The sequence below is a fragment of the Pseudomonas sp. R45(2017) genome (assembly GCF_002112305.1).
Lineage (GTDB): Bacteria > Pseudomonadota > Gammaproteobacteria > Pseudomonadales > Pseudomonadaceae > Aquipseudomonas > Aquipseudomonas paraglycinae.
The window spans coordinates 207,719-229,260 of the sequence record NZ_NEHH01000001.1 but is presented as its reverse complement, the minus strand read 5'-3'; the positions used below and the strand labels follow the sequence as shown (position 1 = coordinate 229,260).

The window sequence follows — 21,542 nt, the reverse complement described above, 5'->3', positions numbered from 1 at the left end:
ATGCTCAAGCAAGCACTGGCGCAAAACGGTCTGATCGCGATCCTGCGCGGCCTGCATCCGCAGGAAGCCGCCGCTGTCGGAGAAGTCCTGTATGCGGCCGGATTTCGCGTCATCGAAGTACCGCTCAATTCCCCTGCGCCGTACGAAAGCATTCGCATCCTGCGTAAGACCCTGCCCGCCGATTGCCTGATCGGTGCCGGCACGGTTCTTACTCCGGAACAGGTCGAACGGGTGAAGGAGGCCGGCGGCCAGGTCATCGTCATGCCTCACAGCGATGCCAAGGTGTTGCGGGCAGCGAAAGCAGCCGGGCTGTATCTGTCGCCGGGCGTTGCCACACCGACCGAAGCCTTTGCGGCGCTGGAGGAGGGCGCGGACATTCTCAAGCTGTTCCCGGCCGAACAGATGGGGCCGGCAGTGGTGAAAGCCTGGCTGGCGGTGTTGCCGGTCGGGACGATTCTGGCGCCGGTCGGCGGCATCACGCCGGACAACATGCAGGCCTTCATCGACGCCGGCGTCAAAGGCTTCGGCCTCGGTTCCGGGCTGTTCAAACCGGGCATGACGACTGAGCAAGTGGCGGCCAATGCCAAGGCCTACGTGGCGGCCTGGAAAGCCCTTCGCTAAGACTTTTCGGCGCTGCGTGCGCTGCATCTAACAAGAGAGACAAACAGATGAAAATCACCAAACTCACCACCTTTATCGTCCCGCCGCGCTGGTGCTTCCTGAAAGTCGAAACCGACGAGGGCGTGACCGGTTGGGGCGAGCCCGTGGTCGAGGGCCGGGCCCACACGGTTGCTGCAGCGGTCGAGGAATTGTCCGACTACCTGATCGGCAAAGACCCACGCAACATTGAAGACATCTGGACCGTGCTGTATCGCGGCGGCTTCTACCGGGGCGGCGCAATTCACATGAGCGCACTGGCCGGCATCGATCAGGCGCTGTGGGACATCAAGGGCAAGGCGCTGGGCGTATCGGTCAGCGACCTGCTCGGCGGTCAGGTGCGGGACAAGATCCGGGTGTATTCGTGGATCGGCGGCGACCGTCCGGCGGACACTGCGCGGGCGGCGAAAGAAGCGGTGGGTCGTGGTTTCACTGCGGTGAAAATGAACGGCACCGAGGAACTGCAATTCCTCGATAGCTTCGAAAAAGTCGATCTGGCGCTGGCCAACGTTGCCGCCGTGCGCGATGCGGTGGGGCCGAACGTCGGCATCGGCGTCGACTTCCATGGCCGGGTGCACAAGCCGATGGCCAAGGTGCTGATGAAGGAACTCGACCCGTACAAACTGATGTTCATCGAAGAGCCGGTGCTCAGCGAAAACTACGAAGCGCTGAAAGAATTGGCACCGCTGACCAGCACCCCGATTGCCCTCGGTGAGCGGCTGTTTTCGCGCTGGGACTTTAAACGGGTGTTGAGCGAAGGTTACGTCGACATCATCCAGCCGGATGCCTCCCACGCCGGTGGCATCACCGAGACCCGCAAGATCGCCAACATGGCTGAAGCCTACGACGTGGCGCTGGCGCTGCATTGCCCGCTGGGGCCGATCGCGCTGGCGGCGTGTCTGCAACTGGACGCCGCTTGTTACAACGCGTTTATCCAGGAGCAGAGCCTGGGCATCCATTACAACGAGAGCAATGACCTGCTCGACTATGTGAAGGATCCACGGGTGTTCGATTACGACAAAGGCTTCGTGAAGATCCCCAACGGCCCGGGCCTGGGGATCGAGATCAACGAGGAATACGTGATCGAACGCGCGGCGGTCGGCCACCGCTGGCGCAACCCGATCTGGCGCCATGCCGATGGCAGTTTTGCCGAGTGGTGAGTCGCTGATTCTCTGCCGTGAGCTCGACGAGAACTACGAGATCGTTCCCACGCTCCGCGTGGGAATGCAGCCCGGGACGCTCTGCGTCCCAAGAGCGGACGCAGAGCGTCCATAGAGGCATTCCCACGCAGAGCGTGGGAACGATCTCGCCTGCTAAATCCGACCTCAATAAACATAAGAAGAGGCGCTCCCCATGCAACCGCAAACCCTCACCGGGCAAGCGACGTTAGTCACGCCCAGCCGCAAGCGATTTTTCATCATGGTGTTGCTGTTCATCACCGTGGTCATCAACTACCTCGACCGCAGCAACCTGTCGATTGCCGCCCCGGCGTTGACGACGGATCTGGGCATCGACCCGGTGCACGTCGGGCTGATCTTCTCGGCGTTCGGCTGGACCTACGCCGCCATGCAGATCCCCGGCGGCTGGCTGGTGGATCGGGTGCCGCCGCGCATCCTTTATAGCGTCGCACTGTTGCTGTGGTCGCTGGCCACGGTGATGCTCGGTTTCGCGGCCAGTTTCATCGCACTGTTCGTGCTGCGCATGGCGGTCGGTGCGCTGGAAGCACCGGCGTATCCGATCAACAGCCGTGTGGTGACGACCTGGTTCCCCGAGCGTGAACGGGCCACGGCCATCGGCTTCTATACCTCCGGGCAGTTTGTCGGGCTGGCGTTTCTGACCCCGGTGCTGGCGTGGCTGCAACATGAATTTGGCTGGCATATGGTGTTTGTCGTGACCGGCGCTGTGGGCATCGTGTGGGCGGCGATCTGGTACGCGGTGTATCGCGAACCGCGTGATTTCAAAGGCGCCAACGAAGCGGAAATCGACCTGATCCGCGAGGGCGGCGGGCTGGTGGATATCGCCGCCGAAACCGCCAAGGTGAAGGCGAAATTCAGCTGGACCGATCTCGGCATCGTCCTGAGCAAACGCAAGTTGTGGGGCATTTACCTCGGCCAGTTCTGCCTGAACTCGACGCTGTGGTTTTTCCTGACCTGGTTCCCGACCTATCTGGTGAAATACCGCGGCATGGACTTCATCAAGTCCGGCCTGCTGGCGTCGTTGCCGTTTCTCGCCGCGTTCATCGGCGTGCTGTGCTCCGGATTCTTTTCCGACTTCCTGATCCGTCGTGGTTGCACCGTCGGGTTTGCGCGCAAGTTGCCGATCATTGGCGGGCTGTTGATTTCCACCTCGATCATCGGCGCCAACTTCGTTGAATCGACGCCGCTGGTGATTGCCTTCCTGGCGCTGGCGTTTTTCGGTAACGGCTTGGCATCGATCACCTGGTCGCTGGTCTCGACACTGGCGCCGGCGCGGTTGCTGGGCTTGACCGGCGGGGTGTTCAACTTCATCGGCAACCTGTCGGCGATTGCCACGCCGATTGTCATCGGCTTCCTGGCCAGTGGCGATTCGTTCGCGCCGGCGATCACCTACATCGCGGTTCTGGCATTGATCGGTGCTTTGTCCTACGTGCTGCTGGTGGGCAAGGTCGAGCGCATCGAGTTGTAGTCGTCCCTGTCGGGCGACCATAATGCCGCCCGTTCCCTCGCTCAACGCTAAAGGCTGGATATGCAGGAAGACGCCCCGAAAACCGCCAAGGACGCCGCGCCGACCGGCACCCAGACCCTGCTTCGCGGGTTGGGTGTGGTGCAGGCCGTCGCCAGTGGCGCCCGCGATCTCAAAGAGATTGCCCGCCTGATCGGTACCACACGCAGCACCACCCATCGTCTGGCCAGTTGTCTGGTGGACGAGCGCTACCTGCGCGTCGTGCCGCAAGTCGGTTATCTGCTGGGGCCGAAGTTGATCGAACTGGGTTTCCAGGCGCGTGAAGAGTTGCCGCTGGTGACGTTGGCCGGGCCTTATCTGGACGAGTTGTCGGCGCTGACCGGCGACACCGTTCACCTGGGCATTCGTGAAGGCGACGAGGTGCTTTATTTGCTGAAGAATCCGGGGCGCAACGGCCCGGAAATGCGCTCGCGGGTCGGCCATCGCATGCCGCTGGCGCGGACCGGGATCGGCAAGGCGCTGATGCTGGATGACGCACCGCAGGACTGGCAGCGACTGTACGACATCAGTCTGCCGGCGGGTGGGAAAAGTCAGTTCTGGCCGCAGCATCCCCAGCAGTCGTGGGAGCAGTTGGAGCAACGGATGACCGAGTACGTGGCCGGTGGCTATGCGTTCGATCTGGAAGACAACGAGCCGTCGATCCGCTGCGTGGCGGCGCCGATCCGCGACGCGAGCAAGCGCATCGTCGCGGCCATCAGCATCGCCAGCACCGTGCCGTACATGCCGCTGGAAAAAATGGCCGAGCTGATTCCCCTGATCAAAGGGGTCACGGCCCGGCTCTCGGCGGAGCTTGGCTTGAAGGTCTGAGGAATCAGAGCTTCAGAGTCGCCATGTCGATGACGAAGCGATACTTCACATCACCGGCGATCATCCGCGCGTAGGCCTCGTTGATCTGGCGGATGTCGAGCATTTCGATGTCGCAGCTGATGTTGTGTTCGGCGCAGAAGTCCAGCACTTCCTGGGTTTCGGCGACGCCACCGATCAACGAGCCGGCCAATACGCGACGACCCAGCACCAGTTTGGCGGCGTGGACCGGCGGATCGATCGGTTCGATCAGACCCACCAGAATGTGCACGCCGTCGAAGCGCAGGGTGTCGAGGTACGGGTTGAGATCGTGCTGGACCGGAATGGTGTCCAGCAGGAAGTCGAAACGACCGGCTGCAGCTTTCATCTGCTCTTCGTCGGTGGAGACGATCACGTAATCGGCGCCCTGGCGACGACCTTCCTCAGCCTTGCTTGCCGAACGGGTGAACAGCGTCACTTCAGTGCCCATGGCCTTGGCGAACTTGATGCCCATGTGACCGAGGCCGCCCATGCCGAGAATCCCGACCTTGTCGCCGGCCTTTACACCGTAGTGTTTGAGCGGCGAGTAGGTGGTGATGCCGGCGCAGAGAATCGGTGCGGCAGCCGCCAGATCCAGCTTCTCGGGAATGCGCACCACGAAGTGTTCGCTGACCACAATGCTGTCCGAATAACCGCCCATGGTGTTGCTGCCATCGACCCGGTCCGGGGTGGCATAGGTCATGGTCGGGCCTTCGAGGCAGTATTGCTCGAGGTTCGACTGGCAGGCTTCGCAGGTGCGGCAGGAGTCGACCATGCAACCGACGCCAACCAGATCGCCTACCTTGTGTTTAGTGACATTCGCACCGACGGCGGTGACTTTTCCGACGATCTCGTGGCCGGGCATCAACGGGTAAACGGCGATGCCCCATTCGTTGCGCGCCTGGTGGATGTCGGAGTGGCAGACGCCGCAGTAAAGGATTTCGATGGCGACGTCGTCAGCTCTAGGGCTGCGGCGTTCGAACTTCATCGGGGCGAGGGGAGTGGTGGCCGTTTGAGCGGCATAGCCGATGGCGGTGTACATGTGAAACCTCGCAAAAGCAGTGACAGGTGAGGCGGCGCATTCTGGGCGCCGTCCGGTCGTCCGGCCATGGCGATTCCTCCGGGTGTCATGCCTAATCCTCCGGCATGCGGGGTTGATCGGTCGCATTGGCAAAAGGATCTGCGATGATGCTTTTATCCCTTTTTCTGTGATTTTTTCTGAAGAGCCACCCGATGCAATTAACCCGTCACCTTGATGCCAACGCCACCCTGGTTTCGCTGATCGAACCGCTGGCACTGCGCGATGGTTACAGCCAGACCGGGCTGCCGGGCGTGCAGGTGTTGCGCGCCAGTTGCGACGTCGCCCGTGGCCCGCACATTTATGAGCCGAGCCTGATGATCATCGCCCAGGGCAGCAAACTGGCGTATCTGGGGCCGCGCACCATGGAGTACGGCGCCGGGCATTACCTGATCCAGGCGTTGCCGGTGCCGTTCGAGTGCGAGACCTACGCGTTGCCGGACGCGCCGTTGCTGGGTGTGTCGGTGGCGATCGACCGGGTGCTGCTCGGTGAACTGGTGCTGGCCATGGGGCTGGCGCCGGGACGGAATATTCCGGCGCAGACACCGGAGTCGATGACGTCGGTGGTGCTCGACGATGACATGCGCGGTTGCGTCGAGCGCTTGTTGCGCTGTCTGCATGATCCGCTGGAATGCCAGATTCTCGGGCCGGCGCGGGTGCGGGAGTTGTTGTTCGTGGCGTTGCGCGGACCTCAGGCTGATGTGCTGCGGGCGCTGGTGGAGCAGCAGGGGCAGTTCGCCCGGGTGGCGGCTTCTATCAGCCATTTGCATTCGCACTACACCGAACCGTTGAATGTCGAGACGTTGGCCAGTTGCGCGAACATGAGCGTGTCGACCTTTCATGAGCATTTCAAACGCAGCACGTTGCTGTCGCCGGTGCAGTATCTGAAGCGTTTACGTTTGTTGAAGGCGCAGACGTTGCTGATCGCCGAGGGACTGGGAGTGGCGCAGGTGGCGCATCGGGTGGGGTATCAGAGCACGTCGCAGTTCAGTCGCGAGTACAAACGCTATTTCGAGCGCAGTCCGGGGGATGAGCGCGCTGCCTGAACTGCCACAAGTATTGATGTGATGCACTGAATCGCGGGCAACAAAAAGGCCCCCGTTTCGGGAGCCTTGATGTTCAGCAATTCGACTTACATGTTCGGGTAGGTCGGGCCGCCGGCGCCTTCCGGCGTCACCCAGGTGATGTTCTGCGAAGGATCCTTGATGTCACAGGTCTTGCAGTGCACGCAGTTCTGGGCGTTGATCTGGAAGCGCTTCTCGCCGTCTTCCTTGGTGATCACTTCATACACGCCGGCCGGGCAATAGCGCTGTGCCGGCTCGTCATACAGCGGCAGGTTCTTGCTCAGCGGGATGGTCGGGTCGGTCAGTTTCAGGTGGCACGGCTGTTCTTCTTCATGGTTGGTACCGGAGATGAACACGGAGCTCAGCTTGTCGAAGCTGATCTTGCCGTCGGGTTTCGGGTAGTCGATCTTCTTGCAGTCGGCCGCGAGCTTGAGGCAGGCGTAGTCCGGCTTGGTGTCGTGCAGGGTGAACGGCAGTTTGCCGCCGAAGATGTTCTGATCCAGCCAGTTGAAACCGCCGCCGACGATAGCGCCGAACTTGTGGATCGCCGGGCCGAAGTTGCGGCTGGCGAACAGTTCTTCGTAGAGCCAGCTCTTCTTGAACGCGTCGACGTAGGTGGTCAGCTCTTCGGTGCCGTCCTTTTCAGCGAACAGCGCGTCGGCCACGGACTCGGCGGCGAGCATGCCGGACTTCATCGCGGTGTGGCTGCCCTTGATCTTGGCGAAGTTCAGGGTGCCGAGATCGCAACCGATCAGCGCGCCGCCCTTGAATACCATTTTCGGCAGCGAGTTCAGGCCGCCTTTGCAGATCGCACGTGCGCCGTAGCTGATGCGCTTGCCGCCTTCCAGATATTGCTTGAGCACCGGGTGATGCTTGAGGCGCTGGAATTCGTCGAACGGCGACAGGTAGGTGTTGCTGTAGGACAGATCGACGATCAGACCGACCACCACCTGGTTGTTTTCCAGGTGATAGAGGAAGGAGCCGCCGGTGTTCTCGGTGCCCATGATGTCCATCGGCCAACCGGCGGTGTGCACCACCAGGCCTGGCTGGTGTTTGGCCGGGTCGATTTCCCAGATTTCCTTCAGGCCGATGCCGTAGTGCTGGGCGTCGGCATCGCTGTCGAGGTTGTAACGCTTGATCAGTTGCTTGCCGATGTGGCCACGGCAGCCTTCGGCGAACAGCGTGTACTTGCCACGCAGTTCCATGCCCGGGGTGTACAGGCCTTCTTTCGGATGGCCTTCGCGGTCGACGCCGAGGTCGCCGGTGATGATCCCGCGTACCACGCCGTTTTCATCGATCAACGCTTCCTGAGCGGCGAAGCCCGGGTAGATTTCCACGCCCAGGTTTTCGGCCTGCTGAGCGAGCCAGCGGCACAGGTTGCCGAGGGAGATAATGTAGTTGCCTTCGTTGTGCATGGTCTTGGGCACAAAGAAGTCAGGAATTTTTTGCGCGCTTTCGGCGTTTTTCAGCACGAAGATGTCATCGCGGGTGACGGGCGTGTTCAGCGGGGCGCCGAGTTCTTTCCAGTCCGGGAACAGTTCGTTCAGAGCGCGCGGTTCGAACACGGCACCGGACAGGATGTGTGCGCCGACTTCGGAGCCTTTTTCGACCACGCAGACGCTGATTTCCTTACCGGCTTCGGCGGCCTTCTGCTTCAGACGGCAGGCGGCGGACAGGCCAGCGGGGCCGGCACCGACGATGACCACGTCGAATTCCATGTATTCGCGTTCCACAGGCTATCTCCTACTCAAGGCTCAACAGTTTTTTTTCTAATTTGGAGGTTCGGTGTCGTATCCGTTATTGCCTTTACGTTAACGTCAAGGCTAATAATGGGCAAACCACCTTTCTCTCTAGGCGGCGCATTATATCTACACCACTCTTAGCGTCCAATACAAACGTTTGTTTGAATCGGCTCCAGCCCAGAGAAATCAAAGAAGCGCGGCTTATGACAGGCCATTTTGGCGTATTGACCAGAATGGGCGTTCCGGTCAAGATACGGGCGGTTTTGCGCTCGCCGTAGGCTGAATGGTGGTTTCAAGAGCACCTCTAAAGACAGGGCGTAGGCGGTAACCGGTGATGCGCAGCGCAGGTTCGGCGCGCAGTTTACACACCGCGAAGCGGCATGACTCGTCGGTCACGACTGACGAACGGTCATCCCGCTCAGCCGGCGTTTTTAGAGGTGCCCTTGTGCCCGATGAGCATCAACCGCCAGGTTCGCCTAGGCGACTTTCTTTTCACCGGAGAGTAACGAGGAATCCATGAAGGTTCTTGTAGCTGTCAAACGCGTTGTGGATTACAACGTCAAGGTTCGCGTCAAGGCGGACAATTCCGGCGTAGACCTCGCCAACGTCAAGATGTCGATGAACCCGTTCTGCGAAATCGCAGTGGAAGAAGCCGTACGCCTGAAAGAAAAAGGCGTTGCGACTGAAATCGTCGTCGTCTCCATCGGCCCGTCCACCGCTCAGGAACAGCTGCGTACCGCACTGGCTCTGGGTGCCGACCGCGCCATCCTCGTCGAATCCGCTGAAGACCTGACTTCCCTGGCCGTGGCCAAGCTGCTCAAGGCCGTGGTCGACAAGGAACAGCCTCAGCTGGTGATCCTGGGCAAACAGGCCATCGACAGCGACAACAACCAGACCGGCCAGATGCTCGCTGCACTGAGCGGCTACGGTCAGGGCACTTTTGCCTCGAAAGTCGAAGTTTCCGGCGACAGCGTTGCCGTGACCCGCGAAATCGACGGCGGCGCGCAGACCGTTTCCCTGAAACTGCCAGCGATCGTCACCACCGACCTGCGTTTGAACGAGCCGCGCTATGCGTCCCTTCCAAACATCATGAAAGCCAAGAAGAAGCCTCTCGAGACGCTTACTCCGGACGCTTTGGGCGTTTCCACCGCCTCCACCAACAAGACCCTGAAAGTCGAAGCGCCGGCTGCACGCAGCGCAGGCATCAAGGTCAAGTCGGTGGCTGAACTGGTCGAGAAACTGAAAAACGAAGCGAAGGTAATCTGATCATGACTATCTTGGTAATCGCCGAACACGACAACAAGGTGCTGGCTCCGGCCACCCTGAACACCGTGGCTGCCGCTGCCAAAATCGGCGGCGACATTCACGTTCTGGTTGCAGGCCAGGGCGCTGGCGCCGTGGCTGAAGCCGCCGCGAAAATCGCTGGCGTGAGCAAAGTCCTGAACGCTGACAATGCTGCCTACGCGCATCAGCTGCCGGAAAACGTTGCTCCGCTGGTTGCAGAGCTGGGCGCTGGCTACAGCCACATCCTGGCTGCCGCTACTTCCAACGGCAAAAACATCCTGCCGCGCGTTGCTGCCCAGCTGGACGTTGACCAGATCTCCGAGATCATCTCGGTAGAAAGCGCTGACACTTTCAAGCGTCCGATCTACGCCGGTAACGCCATCGCTACCGTGCAATCGACCGCTGCGATCAAAGTAATCACCGTGCGTGCCACCGGTTTCGACCCGGTTGCCGCTGAAGGCGGTTCCGCTTCGGTTGAATCCGTTGCTGCTGCTCACAACGCCGGCACTTCCAGCTTCGTCAGCGAAGAGCTGGCCAAGTCCGATCGTCCTGAACTGACCGCTGCCAAGATCGTCGTTTCCGGCGGCCGCGGCATGCAGAACGGCGACAACTTCAAACACCTGTACGCTCTGGCCGACAAGCTGGGCGCTGCCGTTGGTGCTTCCCGCGCCGCGGTCGACGCAGGTTTCGTACCGAACGACATGCAGGTCGGTCAGACCGGCAAGATCGTTGCGCCACAGCTGTACATCGCCGTCGGTATCTCCGGCGCGATCCAGCACCTGGCAGGCATGAAAGACTCCAAAGTGATCGTTGCGATCAACAAGGACGAAGAAGCACCGATCTTCCAGGTGGCCGATTACGGCCTGGTGGCGGATCTGTTCGAAGCCGTACCTGAGTTGGAGAAGCTGGTCTAATCCGGCCGCTTCACTTATAAAGAGCCCGACCTTTTGGTCGGGCTTTTTTTTGTCTCGGATTTGAGTGGGAGCGTTTCGCCATGGATCTGCATCGTCGGTTGGGCTGCTCGTGGTTACTGGGGCTGGCATTGTTGCCGGGCCTGTCGGTGGCGGCGGGCAAGTGCGAGCGGCTGGTCGTCACCGGCAGCCCGGATGCACCGCCGTATCTCTGGCAGGATCCGCAGAACCCCAAACAACTGATCGGTGCCAGCGCCGACCTGTTGCAACAGGTGGCGAAAGAGCTGGGGATCAAAGTCGATCTGCTTTACGCCGGCAAGCGTTCCCAGGCCCTCGACGAGGTGCGCAGCGGGCGCATGGACATGCTGGCTGACGCGCCGCTGACCTTCAACGAGCTGGAAAACCTCGACTACATACACCCGCCGTTGCTGGAAAACGATTACCTGGTGTGGACGCGCAAGGGCTCGACCCTCGTCTATAGCGAAGCCAAAGACCTGCACGGGCATACCGGAGGCTTGTCGGAAAAGTCTCGAATGACCCCGGCATTCGGCACTTTCGCCGAGCAGCAATTGACCCTGACCCGTACGGCAAACCTGACCCAGGCGTTTCAGAAACTTCTGCTGGGCGAGGTGGAATATGTACTCGCCGGTCGCTACTCGGGCATGGCAGCCGCGCAGGCACTGGGCATGGCCAATGATCTGCTGGCTTTTGAACAACCCATCGACCGGCCCGGTCTGTTCCTCGCGGTTTCGCACAACTCGGCCTGCAACGATCCGTGGTTGCGCGGACAGCTGGCCAAAAAGATGACAGAATTGCCCGCGTCCGGCCTGACGGAAGCCGCGCTGCAACGCAACATCGAGCGCTGGAAGGCGCAGCAGCAACAGCCGCCGCAACCACCTGTCAGCGCCCCAAAACAGTAGGGATTCTTAGTGAGTAATCGACTTCTTTTCGCGGCCATGGCCGTTCTGGCCCTGGCCGGTTGCGCCAGCGATCCGGCACCCAACGAACAAATGCGCCTGACCGAGCAGGCCCTTGAGCAAGCCAAAGCCGTGGGCGCCACCGCTGAAGACGTGCCGGAAATGAAACTGGCAGAAGACAAGTTCAACCGGGCCAAGGGCAGCATGGCCGGCGAATCGTACAAGAATGCGCGGATGCGCCTCGAACAGGCCGAACTCGACGCCCGTCTGGCGGAAGCCAAAGTGTTGACCCAGAAGAGCGAAGAGCAAGTGAATGTGCTCAACACCCGCATCGTCCGACTGCGCAAGCAACTGGGGGATGCCCAATGAGCCTGAAGTCCAAAACCCTCGGCGCTCTGATCCTCACCGGTTGCGCCAGCCTGTACGGCTGCGCCGGTCAGCACAGTGAATCCGCATTGCAGCAGGCCAGCACCGACTTCCAGAAGGTCAAGGAAGATTCCAACGTGCTGCGTATCGCGCCGAAAGACGTGATTCGCGCCGGTGAGTCCCTGGCCCGTGCCGATCGTCTGTCGACGTACTGGGGCAGCGGCTCGGACGTGGTGCATTACGCCTACCTGAGTCAGCGCTACAGCGAAATCGCCCGTGAGCACACCAATCAGGTGCTCAACGAAGAACGCGCAGCGAAACTGGAACTTGAACGCCAGCGCCTGCAACTGGCCCTGCGCGAGTCGAAACTGCTGAGCGTGCAACAGCAGGGCAAATGGCTGGAAGAGCAGATCGTTGCGCTGGCCACCACCCAGACCGACCGTGGCCTGGTGATGACCCTGGGTGACGTGCTGTTCGATACCGGCGAAGCCGAACTGAAAAATTCGGCCAACCGCGTGGTGCTGAAGATCGTGCAATTTCTGCAACTCAACCCGAAACGCGTCGTGCGCATCGAGGGCTACACCGATAGCACCGGCGGCAAGCAGGAAAATCTCAAGCTGTCCCGCGATCGCGCGCAGTCGGTAGCGGACGTGCTGACGGATCTGGGCATCGACGAAAAACGCATTCAGGTCGAAGGCTACGGCGACGAATACCCGGTGGACGCAAACGCTTCCGAGCGTGGGCGTGCGCAGAACCGTCGGGTGGAAATCGTGTTCTCCGACGAAAAAGGCCAGCTCGGCGCCACCCGCTGAGGGTGGCGTTACTGGAAAGCCCGGGCTGTCAGGCAGCGCCGGGCTTTTTTACGTCTGTCGATTACCTCACAAAGCAGTACAGATTTAACCGACACAGCACTGTATGGTTGACTAATATGGCAACTGTCCCAGTACACTTCCAAACTGTTCCGGTATTGTTTCACACAAGAATAAAACGCCCGTGAAATCGAGTGCTGCGTCATGACCAATCTCTTGCTCTACCAACGTATTGCTCAACAGCTGGCCGAAGATATCCGCCGTGGCGTCTATCAACCTGGCGAGCGCGTGCCTTCGGTGCGCAAGATGAGTTCGCAGCTCAACGTCAGCCATGCCACCGTATTGCAGGCTTACGCCAACCTCGAGGATCAGGGCCTGATCCGCGCGCGGCCGCAGTCCGGTTACTACGTGCACCAGACTCCCGCACTGACGGCGCCCACGCCGGACATCGCCCGGGTCGAACGGCCAGGCCTGGTCACCCGCAGCAGCATCATTCAGCAAGTGCTGGTCGAATCCCGTCGTGAAGGCGTGTTCCCGCTGGGTGCGGCGGTGCCGAGTGTCGATTACCTGCCGGTGCGCGCCCTGCATCAGCAACTGGCCAAAGTCACCCGGTTTCACAGCCCTCGGGCGTTCAGCTACATGTTCAGCCCGGGTTTCGAGCCGCTGCGCCGACAGGTGGCGATCCGCATGCGTGATGCAGGCGTTGTCGTCGACCCTTCGGAAGTGGTGATCACCCACGGTTGCGTCGACGCCTTGCAGATGTCGTTGCGGGTGCTGACTCGCCCCGGTGACCTGATCGCCGCCGAATCACCGACGTATTACGGGTTGCTGCAACTGGCTGACCTGCTGGGCCTGAAAGTCATCGAGATTCCCAGCGATCCTGCCACCGGCATGAGCCTCGAAGCCCTGCAACTGGCGGCCAACCAATGGTCGATCAAGGCGCTGGTGCTGACCACGCGTCTGAGCAATCCACTCGGCGGCACCATGCCGGAAGAACGGCAGAAGCAATTGCTGAGACTGGCCTCGGACTTCGATATCCAGATCGTCGAAGACGACATCTACGGCGAGTTGATGTTCGAACAGGGTCGCACAAAATCACTCAAAGCCTACGACCGGCTCGATCGGGTGATCTACTGCTCGAGTTTTTCCAAGACATTATCGCCCGGTGTGCGCATCGGCTGGATGATCGCCGGCAAGTACCAGCAGGAAATCCAGCGCTTGCAGACTTTCAGCACCCATTCGGCGTGCAGCGTCACGCAAATGGCCATCGCGGCGTACCTGGAAAACGGCGGCTATGACCGGCATTTAAGGTACATCCGCCAGGAATACCGAAAAAATCTCAGCGCATTCCAGCTGGCGGTTCAGCAGTATTTTCCGGAAGGCACTCAGATGACCCGGCCGACCGGTGGATTCATTCTATGGGTCAGTCTGCCAGGGCGGGTCAACACCCAGGAATTGCACGTGCGAGCGCTGCAACAGGGCATCAGCATTGCGCCAGGCCTGATCTTCAGCAACACCGAACAGTTCAACCACTGCATCCGGTTGAACTGCGGCATCCCGTGGAATCGCGAGGCGGAACGGGCGCTGATGACCCTCGGGATGCTGGCGACCCAGCTCTGCCAGGAGATGGCCGGCGGGTTTTGAAACATTGAGGGCGCTTGTCATGTGACGTCCAACAGGCGAGCATATGGCTATCTGCCGTTAGCTTCGTTGGGTTCATGAAAGCGAAATTTTCTGCCGCCTGGGTCGTGTTCTGCTTGCTGTTGATGGGTCATGTGCCCGGCGCTTTGGCGGCTGCGGCGCAGGAAAAGACGCCGGCCACCGCTACCGCGAAAAAACCGGTCACGGCCAAGAAAACCGTTCCAGCGAAAAAAACACCGCAGAAAAAGGCTGCTCCAGCCAAGAAGCGCGCACCGGTCGCTTCCAAGTCGAAGTCGGCAAAAGAAGTGGCCAAGACGCCGTTGCCGTCCGCGAAACTCGATTTGAGCCTGCCCAAAGATATGGTTCAGGAATTGAAACCACCTGGCTCCGTGACGCTGCCCAAACGCGAACCGATTCTGCCGCAAATGTTCGGTGACAAGAACAACGGGTTTCAGCTCAACGGCCGTCTGCTCAGCAACGAAATGCAGCTGCAACTGCGCAATGAGGAGCGTCGGGAAGTCGAAGGCGCGGCGCTGGATTTCGAGTTCAAGCAATAAATCGTCCCCATCGGTGACCCGCAGACCAGACGCTTTGTCGGAGACTGGTCAGTCACTTTCGTTTCTGCGTAAAAACCCCGGTTCAGGCAATTTAAAACAGCCGTTTAAGCGGTTACCCTGTTCCGCGTCCCTTTAACACATTGCCCGCTGCGAGGAGTGCGTCGTCATGAAATGCCGTGAAGGCTGTGGCGCCTGCTGCATTGCCCCTTCCATCAGTTCGCCGATTCCAGGCATGCCCGATGGCAAACCTGCCGGTGAACGCTGCGTTCAGTTGTCGGTCGATAACCTGTGCAACATTTTCGGCCGACCGGAACGTCCAGCGGTCTGTTCAGGATTCAAGGCCGATCCCGAAGTCTGCGGCAGCAGCCAGGACGACGCGATCAGACTGCTCGGCTGGTGGGAGCAGATGACGGCGGCGTGATGTGTCAAACGAACGGAACTTCAACAATAAGGAATAAGACTATGGGTTCGCTGCATCGTATCGCTGTGTTGTGTGGTTTGACGGCCGTGCTGGCCACCTCGGCCGCCCAGGCTGAAGACTGGAAAGTCGCCAAGAACGAGGACGGCATCAAGGTCTCCCTGAGCGAAGTGCCGGGTTCGGACTACAAGTCTTATCAGGGCGTGACCGTGATGAAGACCACCATCGCCAAACTGCGCGCCTTGCAGGAAGACGTTTCCGGTGCCTGCGCCTGGATTCACGAATGCAAGACCCAGAAACTGCTCAAGCACGAAGGCGACCAGAGCTGGACCTACACTCAGTTCAACACGCCATGGCCGGTGACTCCGCGCGATTCGATTCTGCATGTCACCACTGTTGAAGGCGCCGATGGCAGCCTGACCCGTAATCTGGAAGGCGTGCCGAAGTACCTGCCTGAAGAAAAGGGCTTTGTGCGGGTTGCTCAAGTCAAAGGCTTCTGGAAGTTCGTACCAAAAGGCGACCAGGTTGAAGTGACCTATCAGGTTCACACCGAGCCGGGCGGCAGCGTGCCGTCGATGATCGCCAACAAGTTTGTGGTCGATGCACCGTTCAACACCCTCAAAGCCTTGAAAGAACGCGCCGAGAAGTAACTGTCGCGTTCATCTGTAAACGCCCCGAAGAACTCGGGGCGTTTTGTTTTCCGGGTTTATTGTGTTTCCAGATATGCGTTGGACGAAATTTTCACAAAGTCTCCAAGACAATTCGCCCGCGCTGTCTGCACCTGTCCCGGTGCGCCGTGCCTTGAATGAAAGCGTCCGGCAACGGGCACTAATCAATGGCAATGCCGCCGGTGATCGTGCAACATTTGCGCTCCGCGCAAGCCCCGGGGCCTGGAATGGCCAACAGAGGGCAGGGCGCAGCTGAATTTTTGCAACTTCAACTTCCAATGGGTCCTAAAACGACATGGCAAACCCGGACGCCCTGAGTCAGCAGCGATCTTCCAGTCGCCTGCTGCAACCGACCGTCAAATCGCATCTGGCCTACACGCTCCTGTGCGCGCTGGTCATGATGGTGATGTTTTCCGTGCTGCGCCTCGCGCTGCTGGTCTACAACCGCGAGATGATCCTCGACACCCCGGCCTCGACCTTCCTCGAAGCCTTCGCCAACGGCCTGCGCTTCGATGTGCGTCTGGTGGTGTACCTGTGCATTCCGCTGGTGCTGGCGCTGTTCAGTGCCCGGGCCATGGCGGCGCGCGGGTTCTTCCGTCTGTGGCTGACCGTTGCTTCGAGCATTGCACTGTTCCTCGGTCTGATGGAGATGGACTTCTATCGCGAGTTCCACCAGCGCCTCAACGGCCTGGTGTTCCAGTACGTGAAGGAAGACCCGAAAACCGTGATGAGCATGCTCTGGTACGGTTTCCCGGTGGTGCGTTATCTGCTGGCCTGGGCCGTGGGCACGCTGATCCTGACCCTGGCGTTCAAGGGCGCCGACCGTCTGACCCGTCCGCGTGGTCCGTTCAGCGGTGGCAACGTCGGCACCCGTCAAGTGGCGCCATGGTATGCGCGTCTGGTTGTCTTCGTAGTATGTCTGCTGGTCTGTGTGGTGGCCGCTCGCGGCACCCTGCGTCAAGGCCCGCCGCTGCGTTGGGGGGACGTGTATACCACCGAATCGAACTTCGCCAATCAGCTCGGCCTCAACGGCACGCTGTCGCTGATCGCGGCGGCCAAGGACCGGATGGGCGAGGATCGCGACAACATCTGGAAAGCCACGCTGCCGCAGGATCAGGCGCAGAAAGTGGTACGCGAGATGCTGGTGATGCCGGACGACAAACTGGTGGATGCCGATATCGCCGCCGTGCGTCGTGAGTACACGCCGCCTGCCGACAAGACCCTGCCGATCAAGAACGTCGTCGTGATCCTCATGGAAAGCATGGCCGGTCACTCGGTCGGTGCTCTGGGCGCGCCGGGCAACATCACGCCGTACCTCGACAAGCTGTCGAAGGAAGGCCTGCTGTTCGACCGTTTCTTCTCCAACGGCACCCACACCCACCAGGGCATGTTCGCCACCATGGCATGTTTCCCGAACCTGCCGGGTTTCGAATACCTGATGCAGACCCCGGAAGGCAGCCACAAGCTGTCCGGCCTGCCGCAGTTGCTCAGCGCTCGTGACTATGACGATGTCTACGTCTACAACGGTGATTTTGCCTGGGATAACCAGTCCGGTTTCTTCAGCAACCAGGGCATGACCAACTTCGTCGGCCGCAACGACTTCGTGAACCCGGTGTTCTCCGATCCGACTTGGGGCGTGTCCGACCAGGACATGTTCGACCGCGGTCTGGTGGAGCTCAAGGCACGGGAAAACGGCAAGCCGTTCTACGCGCTGCTGCAGACCCTGTCCAACCACACGCCGTACGCCTTGCCGACGCCGCTGCCGGTCGAGCGCGTGACGGATCGTGGCACGCTCAACGAGCACTTGACCGCCATGCGTTACGCGGACTGGGCGCTGGGCCAGTTCTTCGAGAAAGCCCGCAAGGAGCCGTACTTCAAGGAAACCCTGTTCGTCATCGTCGGCGACCACGGCTTCGGCAACGAGCGTCAGATCACCGAAATGGACCTGGGCCGCTTCAACGTGCCGATGCTGATGATCGCACCGGGCATCCAGGAAAAATTCGGTACCCGTGACCACACCGTGGGCACTCAGATCGACATCGTGCCGACCATCATGGGTCGCCTCGGTGGCGAAGTGCGCCATCAGTGCTGGGGCCGCGATCTGCTGAACCTGCCGCAGGGTGACACCGGTTTCGGTGTGATCAAGCCGTCGGGCAGCGAGCAGACCACCGCCATCGTCACCGCCGACCAGATCCTGGTGCTGCCGAAAGAGAAGGAAATGGCACCGAAGATCTATCAGTACGAGCTGGGTGCCAACCCGCACGCTGAAGTGGTACCGGATGCTCCGCGCACAGCCGAGCTGAAACTCAAGCTCGAAGCGTTCCTGCAAACGGCGACCAAGAGCCTGATGGACAACACCGCCGGTGTGATTAACGGCAAGCCGGACTGATCAGTCGGCACCATAAAAAAGAGGCCCTTGAAGGGCCTCTTTTTTTGTCGGTCAAACAGTCATATCCGACCGAGTAACAACAGCACCAACAGGACTACCAGCACTACGCCGATAATGCCCGATGGGCCATAACCCCAACTTCTGGAGTGCGGGAAGACCGGCAGACCACCGATCAGCAACAGGATCAGGATAATGATTAAAATTGTGCCCATGTCTATTTCCTTGTTGATAGTGTCTGTTAAGTCTTGGTGTTCAAGGGCGGCTGGAAGTTGAATTAAATCCAGCCGGCTTGTTAATTCCGACTGGTGCACATGAAAGAAAATTCAATGTTTTTTTAAGGTATTTGGCTCGCCTGCTTATTTCGTTTGTTGTTGCGGTTTGCCCTCGCCATTCAGCAATCTGATGGAGCGTGGGTCGCTGCGGATCCTTCGCTACACTCCGCGCATCTTCCCCGGAACAACAAGGCTGTCTGCTATGCAAAATCGCATGATGATCACTGGCGCGGGCTCAGGCCTGGGTCGCGAAATCGCGCTGCGCTGGGCGCGTGAAGGCTGGCAACTGGCCTTGTCCGACGTCAGCGAACCCGGTTTGCAAGAGACCCTGAAACTGGTTCGCGAGGCCGGCGGCGACGGCTTCATCCAGCGCTGCGACGTGCGCGATTACAGCCAGCTGACGGCGTTCGCCCAGGCCTGCGAAGTGAAACTTGGCGGCATCGACATCATCGTCAACAACGCCGGTGTGGCGTCGGGCGGGTTCTTCAGCGAGTTGTCGCTGGAGGACTGGGACTGGCAGATCGCGATCAACCTGATGGGTGTGGTCAAGGGCTGCAAGGCGTTCCTGCCGCTGCTGGAACTGAGCAAGGGCAAGATCATCAACATCGCCTCGATGGCCGCGCTGATGCAGGGGCCGGCGATGAGCAACTACAACGTGGCGAAGGCCGGGGTAGTGGCGCTGTCGGAAAGTCTGTTGATCGAACTGGCCCAACAGGAAGTCGGGGTTCATGTGGTCTGCCCGTCATTTTTCCAGACCAATCTGCTGGATTCCTTCCGTGGCCCGACGCCGGCGATGAAAGCCCAGGTCGGCAAGTTGCTGGAAAGTTCGCCGATCACCGCCAGCGATATTGCCGACTACATCTACCAGCAAGTCGCGGCCGGCGAGTTCATGATCCTGCCTCACGAACAAGGGCGTATGGCCTGGGCGCTCAAACAGAAGAATCCGCAGCTGCTGTACAACGAAATGACCGCGATGGCCGAAAAGATGCGCGCCAAGGCCAAACAGAACAACGGCTGAACTTGCCCGGGGTTCACCGCATCGTTAGGGTGGCCGCAACAGTCACCCTGACGAGATGTTTTGCATGCTCAATTACCTGTGGTTCTTCCTCGCCGCGCTGTTCGAAATCGCCGGCTGTTTCGCGTTCTGGATGTGGTTGCGCCAGGGCAAGAGCGCCTTGTGGGTGATCCCGGCGCTGATCAGCCTGACCCTGTTCGCGCTGCTGTTGACGCGCGTCGAAGCGACCTACGCCGGTCGCGCCTACGCCGCGTATGGTGGCATCTACATCATTGCTTCGATTGGCTGGCTGGCGGTGGTCGAACGTATCCGGCCGCTGGGTTCGGACTGGATCGGTGTGGCTTTGTGTGTGATCGGGGCGAGTGTGATCCTGTTCGGGCCACGGTTTTCCGCGAGCTGAATCTTGCAGCCCTGAAGGAAACGTCTGAAGGCTTGCGCGACCTGATGCGTAGGGAATGACTGAATTGCCCGGCGTGCATTGTAGGGCGGTCGAAACCCGCGCATCTTCGAGGCTCGCAAACCTTGAAGGACAACCCCCATGCTTGTACTCAGCCGTGTTGTCGGTGAACTGATTTCCATCGGCGACAACATCACTCTGCGCGTTCTGGCGGTCAACGGCTCCAGCGTGCGGTTCGGCGTCGAAGCGCCGGAGCAGATCGGCGTGCATCGCGCCGAGGTCTACGAACGGATCCAGCGCAAACAGGCCAGCGGCAAGGGCCGCTGACCGTTTTCAGTCGAACAGGTGCTTGGGCACGTCGTGCTTGAGCATCAACTGGCATTGCTCGCTTTCCGGATCGAAAACAATCAACGCCTGGCCTTTGGTCAGCGCCTGGCGAACCCGCAATACGCGGGTTTCCAGCGGCGTGTCGTCACCGTTGTCGGTACCGTCGCGGGTGACGAAATCCTCGATCAGGCGGGTGAGGGTGTCGACTTCGAGCGCGTCGTAGGGAATCAGCATGGGCACCTCGGCTAAATCAATGTCGGGATGCTACGGCGAATGATCGCCGAGGGCCAGACTCAACCGTCCGAGCGTTGCCCCACCAGGCTGTCCACCGACGGCACACGGGTGTCGCTCTCCATCTGCGTTTCGTGCTCGATTTGGTGACTGAAGCGATCCAGTGACCCGGTGGCCGGTTGCGCATCGCTGGCGAACACCGGTGGACTCAAAATGTACGCCCCCAGCAGGCGACTGAGCGCCGCCAGGCTGTCGATGTGTGTGCGTTCGTAGCCGTGGGTTGCGTCGCAGCCGAAGGCGAGCAGGGCGGTGCGGATGTCGTGACCGGCAGTGACCGCCGAATGGGCGTCGCTGAAGTAATAGCGGAACAGGTCGCGGCGCACCGGCAGTTCGTGCTCGCCGGCCAGACGCAACAGGTGCCGCGACAGGTGATAGTCGTACGGCCCGCCGGAATCCTGCATCGCCACGCTCACCGCGTGTTCGCTGGAGTGTTGGCCCGGCGCGACCGGGGCGATGTCGATGCCGACGAATTCGCTGACGTCCCACGGCAACGCTGCTGCTGCGCCGCTGCCGGTTTCCTCGGTGATGGTGAACAGCGGATGACAGTCGATCATCAGTTCCTGACCGCTGTCGACGATGGCTTTCAGTGCTGCCAGCAGCGCGGCGACACCGGCTTTGTCGTCCAGATGTCGGGCGCTGATGTGACCGCTTTCGGTGAACTCCGGCAGTGGGTCAAAGGCCACCACATCGCCGACGCTGATGCCCAGCGAATCGCAATCGGCGCGGGTCGCGCAGTAGGCGTCCAGACGCAGCTCGACGTGATCCCAGCTGATCGGCATCTCATCCACGGCCGTATTGAAGGCATGCCCGGACGCCATCAACGGCAACACGCTGCCGCGAATCACGCCGTTGTCGGTGAACAGGCTGACGCGACTGCCCTCGGCGAACCGGCTCGACCAGCAACCCACCGGCGCCAGGGTCAGACGCCCGTTGTCCTTCACCGCGCGCACGGCGGCGCCGATGGTGTCCAGGTGCGCCGAGACCGCACGGTCGGGGCTGTTTTTCTTGCCTTTAAGGGTGGCGCGGATCGTGCCGCGACGGGTCATCTCGAAGGGAATGCCGAGTTCTTCCAGACGCTCGGCGACGTAGCGCACGATGGTGTCGGTGAACCCGGTCGGGCTCGGGATGGCGAGCATTTCCAGCAGGACTTTCTGCAGGTAGTTCAGATCCGGTTCGGGAATTTGGGTGGTCATGGA

At 60.4% G+C, this 21,542-nt stretch carries 23 protein-coding genes; 18 read left to right on the top strand and 5 right to left on the bottom strand.

Annotated elements, in window-relative coordinates:
• The 4 genes from CAF74_RS01055 (at window position 1) to CAF74_RS01035 (ending at window position 4,185) form a co-directional block, all read left to right on the top strand.
• Complete coding sequence (locus CAF74_RS01055; RefSeq protein WP_085745040.1) at window positions 1-621, top strand: 2-dehydro-3-deoxy-6-phosphogalactonate aldolase; 621 nt, start codon at window positions 1-3, stop codon at window positions 619-621.
• Window positions 622-668: 47 nt separating this feature from the next.
• Window positions 669-1,817, top strand: coding sequence for a galactonate dehydratase (gene dgoD, locus CAF74_RS01050; RefSeq protein WP_085745039.1), 1,149 nt, complete (start codon window positions 669-671; stop codon window positions 1,815-1,817).
• A 193-nt stretch (window positions 1,818-2,010) separates the two neighbouring features.
• Entirely contained in the window at window positions 2,011-3,321 is a 1,311-nt protein-coding gene (locus CAF74_RS01040) for an MFS transporter (RefSeq protein WP_007950850.1), read from the top strand.
• Window positions 3,322-3,381: 60 nt separating this feature from the next.
• Window positions 3,382-4,185, top strand: a complete 804-nt coding sequence (locus CAF74_RS01035) for an IclR family transcriptional regulator (protein ID WP_007950852.1) — start codon at window positions 3,382-3,384, stop codon at window positions 4,183-4,185.
• Between the two features lie 4 nt (window positions 4,186-4,189).
• Here the strand turns inward: CAF74_RS01035 and CAF74_RS01030 are convergent, their stop codons facing one another.
• On the bottom strand, window positions 4,190-5,242 hold the full coding sequence (locus CAF74_RS01030; protein ID WP_085745037.1) for an NAD(P)-dependent alcohol dehydrogenase: 1,053 nt from the start codon (window positions 5,240-5,242) through the stop codon (window positions 4,190-4,192).
• Window positions 5,243-5,433: 191 nt separating this feature from the next.
• Here CAF74_RS01030 and CAF74_RS01025 point away from each other — a divergent pair, with 191 nt between their 5' ends.
• Window positions 5,434-6,324: an AraC family transcriptional regulator gene (locus CAF74_RS01025; protein ID WP_085745036.1), complete on the top strand. Its 891-nt coding sequence runs from the start codon at window positions 5,434-5,436 to the stop codon at window positions 6,322-6,324.
• Between the two features lie 86 nt (window positions 6,325-6,410).
• On the opposite strand, the gene CAF74_RS01020 is transcribed toward CAF74_RS01025, so the two are convergent.
• Window positions 6,411-8,075 carry an electron transfer flavoprotein-ubiquinone oxidoreductase gene (locus tag CAF74_RS01020; RefSeq protein ID WP_007950858.1) on the bottom strand — a complete coding sequence of 555 codons (1,665 nt, stop codon included), beginning with the start codon at window positions 8,073-8,075 and terminating at the stop codon, window positions 6,411-6,413.
• Window positions 8,076-8,600: 525 nt separating this feature from the next.
• On the opposite strand from CAF74_RS01020, the gene CAF74_RS01015 reads away from it, so the two are divergent.
• The 10 genes from CAF74_RS01015 (at window position 8,601) to CAF74_RS00970 (ending at window position 18,044) form a co-directional block, all read left to right on the top strand.
• The gene (locus CAF74_RS01015; RefSeq protein WP_007950859.1) at window positions 8,601-9,350 is read left to right on the top strand and encodes an electron transfer flavoprotein subunit beta/FixA family protein; all 750 of its coding nucleotides are present in this window, start codon (window positions 8,601-8,603) and stop codon (window positions 9,348-9,350) included.
• A 2-nt stretch (window positions 9,351-9,352) separates the two neighbouring features.
• Window positions 9,353-10,282: an electron transfer flavoprotein subunit alpha/FixB family protein gene (locus tag CAF74_RS01010; protein WP_085647477.1), complete on the top strand. Its 930-nt coding sequence runs from the start codon at window positions 9,353-9,355 to the stop codon at window positions 10,280-10,282.
• Window positions 10,283-10,362: 80 nt separating this feature from the next.
• Entirely contained in the window at window positions 10,363-11,199 is an 837-nt protein-coding gene (locus CAF74_RS01005; RefSeq protein ID WP_085745035.1) for an ABC transporter substrate-binding protein, read from the top strand.
• A 9-nt stretch (window positions 11,200-11,208) separates the two neighbouring features.
• Window positions 11,209-11,565, top strand: a complete 357-nt coding sequence (locus CAF74_RS01000; RefSeq protein ID WP_173892743.1) for a DUF4398 domain-containing protein — start codon at window positions 11,209-11,211, stop codon at window positions 11,563-11,565.
• Window positions 11,562-12,374, top strand: coding sequence for an OmpA family protein (locus tag CAF74_RS00995; RefSeq protein ID WP_085745033.1), 813 nt, complete (start codon window positions 11,562-11,564; stop codon window positions 12,372-12,374). The genes CAF74_RS01000 and CAF74_RS00995 overlap by 4 nt, the downstream gene beginning before the upstream one ends.
• A 201-nt stretch (window positions 12,375-12,575) precedes the next feature.
• On the top strand, window positions 12,576-14,015 hold the full coding sequence (locus CAF74_RS00990; RefSeq protein WP_007950868.1) for a PLP-dependent aminotransferase family protein: 1,440 nt from the start codon (window positions 12,576-12,578) through the stop codon (window positions 14,013-14,015).
• A 74-nt stretch (window positions 14,016-14,089) separates the two neighbouring features.
• Window positions 14,090-14,569 (top strand): translation initiation factor 2, encoded by a 480-nt coding sequence (locus CAF74_RS00985; RefSeq protein ID WP_085745032.1) that lies wholly within the window; start codon window positions 14,090-14,092, stop codon window positions 14,567-14,569.
• A 166-nt stretch (window positions 14,570-14,735) separates the two neighbouring features.
• The gene (locus CAF74_RS00980) at window positions 14,736-14,990 is read left to right on the top strand and encodes a YkgJ family cysteine cluster protein (RefSeq protein WP_085745031.1); all 255 of its coding nucleotides are present in this window, start codon (window positions 14,736-14,738) and stop codon (window positions 14,988-14,990) included.
• Window positions 14,991-15,031: 41 nt separating this feature from the next.
• A complete protein-coding gene (locus tag CAF74_RS00975; RefSeq protein WP_007950871.1) occupies window positions 15,032-15,637 on the top strand; it encodes an START domain-containing protein in 606 nt (201 codons plus the stop codon).
• A 313-nt stretch (window positions 15,638-15,950) separates the two neighbouring features.
• Window positions 15,951-18,044 carry an LTA synthase family protein gene (locus CAF74_RS00970; protein ID WP_085745030.1) on the top strand — a complete coding sequence of 698 codons (2,094 nt, stop codon included), beginning with the start codon at window positions 15,951-15,953 and terminating at the stop codon, window positions 18,042-18,044.
• 59 nt (window positions 18,045-18,103) lie between these two features.
• Here CAF74_RS00970 and CAF74_RS00965 read toward each other — a convergent pair whose 3' ends face one another.
• On the bottom strand, window positions 18,104-18,262 hold the full coding sequence (locus tag CAF74_RS00965) for a DUF3309 family protein (protein WP_169432680.1): 159 nt from the start codon (window positions 18,260-18,262) through the stop codon (window positions 18,104-18,106).
• Between the two features lie 256 nt (window positions 18,263-18,518).
• Here CAF74_RS00965 and CAF74_RS00960 point away from each other — a divergent pair, with 256 nt between their 5' ends.
• The 3 genes from CAF74_RS00960 (at window position 18,519) to csrA (ending at window position 20,055) form a co-directional block, all read left to right on the top strand.
• Window positions 18,519-19,334 (top strand): SDR family oxidoreductase, encoded by an 816-nt coding sequence (locus tag CAF74_RS00960; protein ID WP_085745029.1) that lies wholly within the window; start codon window positions 18,519-18,521, stop codon window positions 19,332-19,334.
• A 64-nt stretch (window positions 19,335-19,398) separates the two neighbouring features.
• A complete protein-coding gene (locus CAF74_RS00955; RefSeq protein ID WP_007950874.1) occupies window positions 19,399-19,731 on the top strand; it encodes a YnfA family protein in 333 nt (110 codons plus the stop codon).
• A gap of 138 nt (window positions 19,732-19,869) precedes the next feature.
• Entirely contained in the window at window positions 19,870-20,055 is a 186-nt protein-coding gene (gene csrA / locus CAF74_RS00950) for a carbon storage regulator CsrA (protein WP_039770603.1), read from the top strand.
• Between the two features lie 6 nt (window positions 20,056-20,061).
• Here csrA and CAF74_RS00945 read toward each other — a convergent pair whose 3' ends face one another.
• Entirely contained in the window at window positions 20,062-20,289 is a 228-nt protein-coding gene (locus CAF74_RS00945) for a YheU family protein (protein WP_003192759.1), read from the bottom strand.
• 59 nt (window positions 20,290-20,348) lie between these two features.
• Window positions 20,349-21,539: an osmoprotectant NAGGN system M42 family peptidase gene (locus CAF74_RS00940; RefSeq protein WP_085745028.1), complete on the bottom strand. Its 1,191-nt coding sequence runs from the start codon at window positions 21,537-21,539 to the stop codon at window positions 20,349-20,351.
• Window positions 21,540-21,542: the final 3 nt, after the last annotated feature.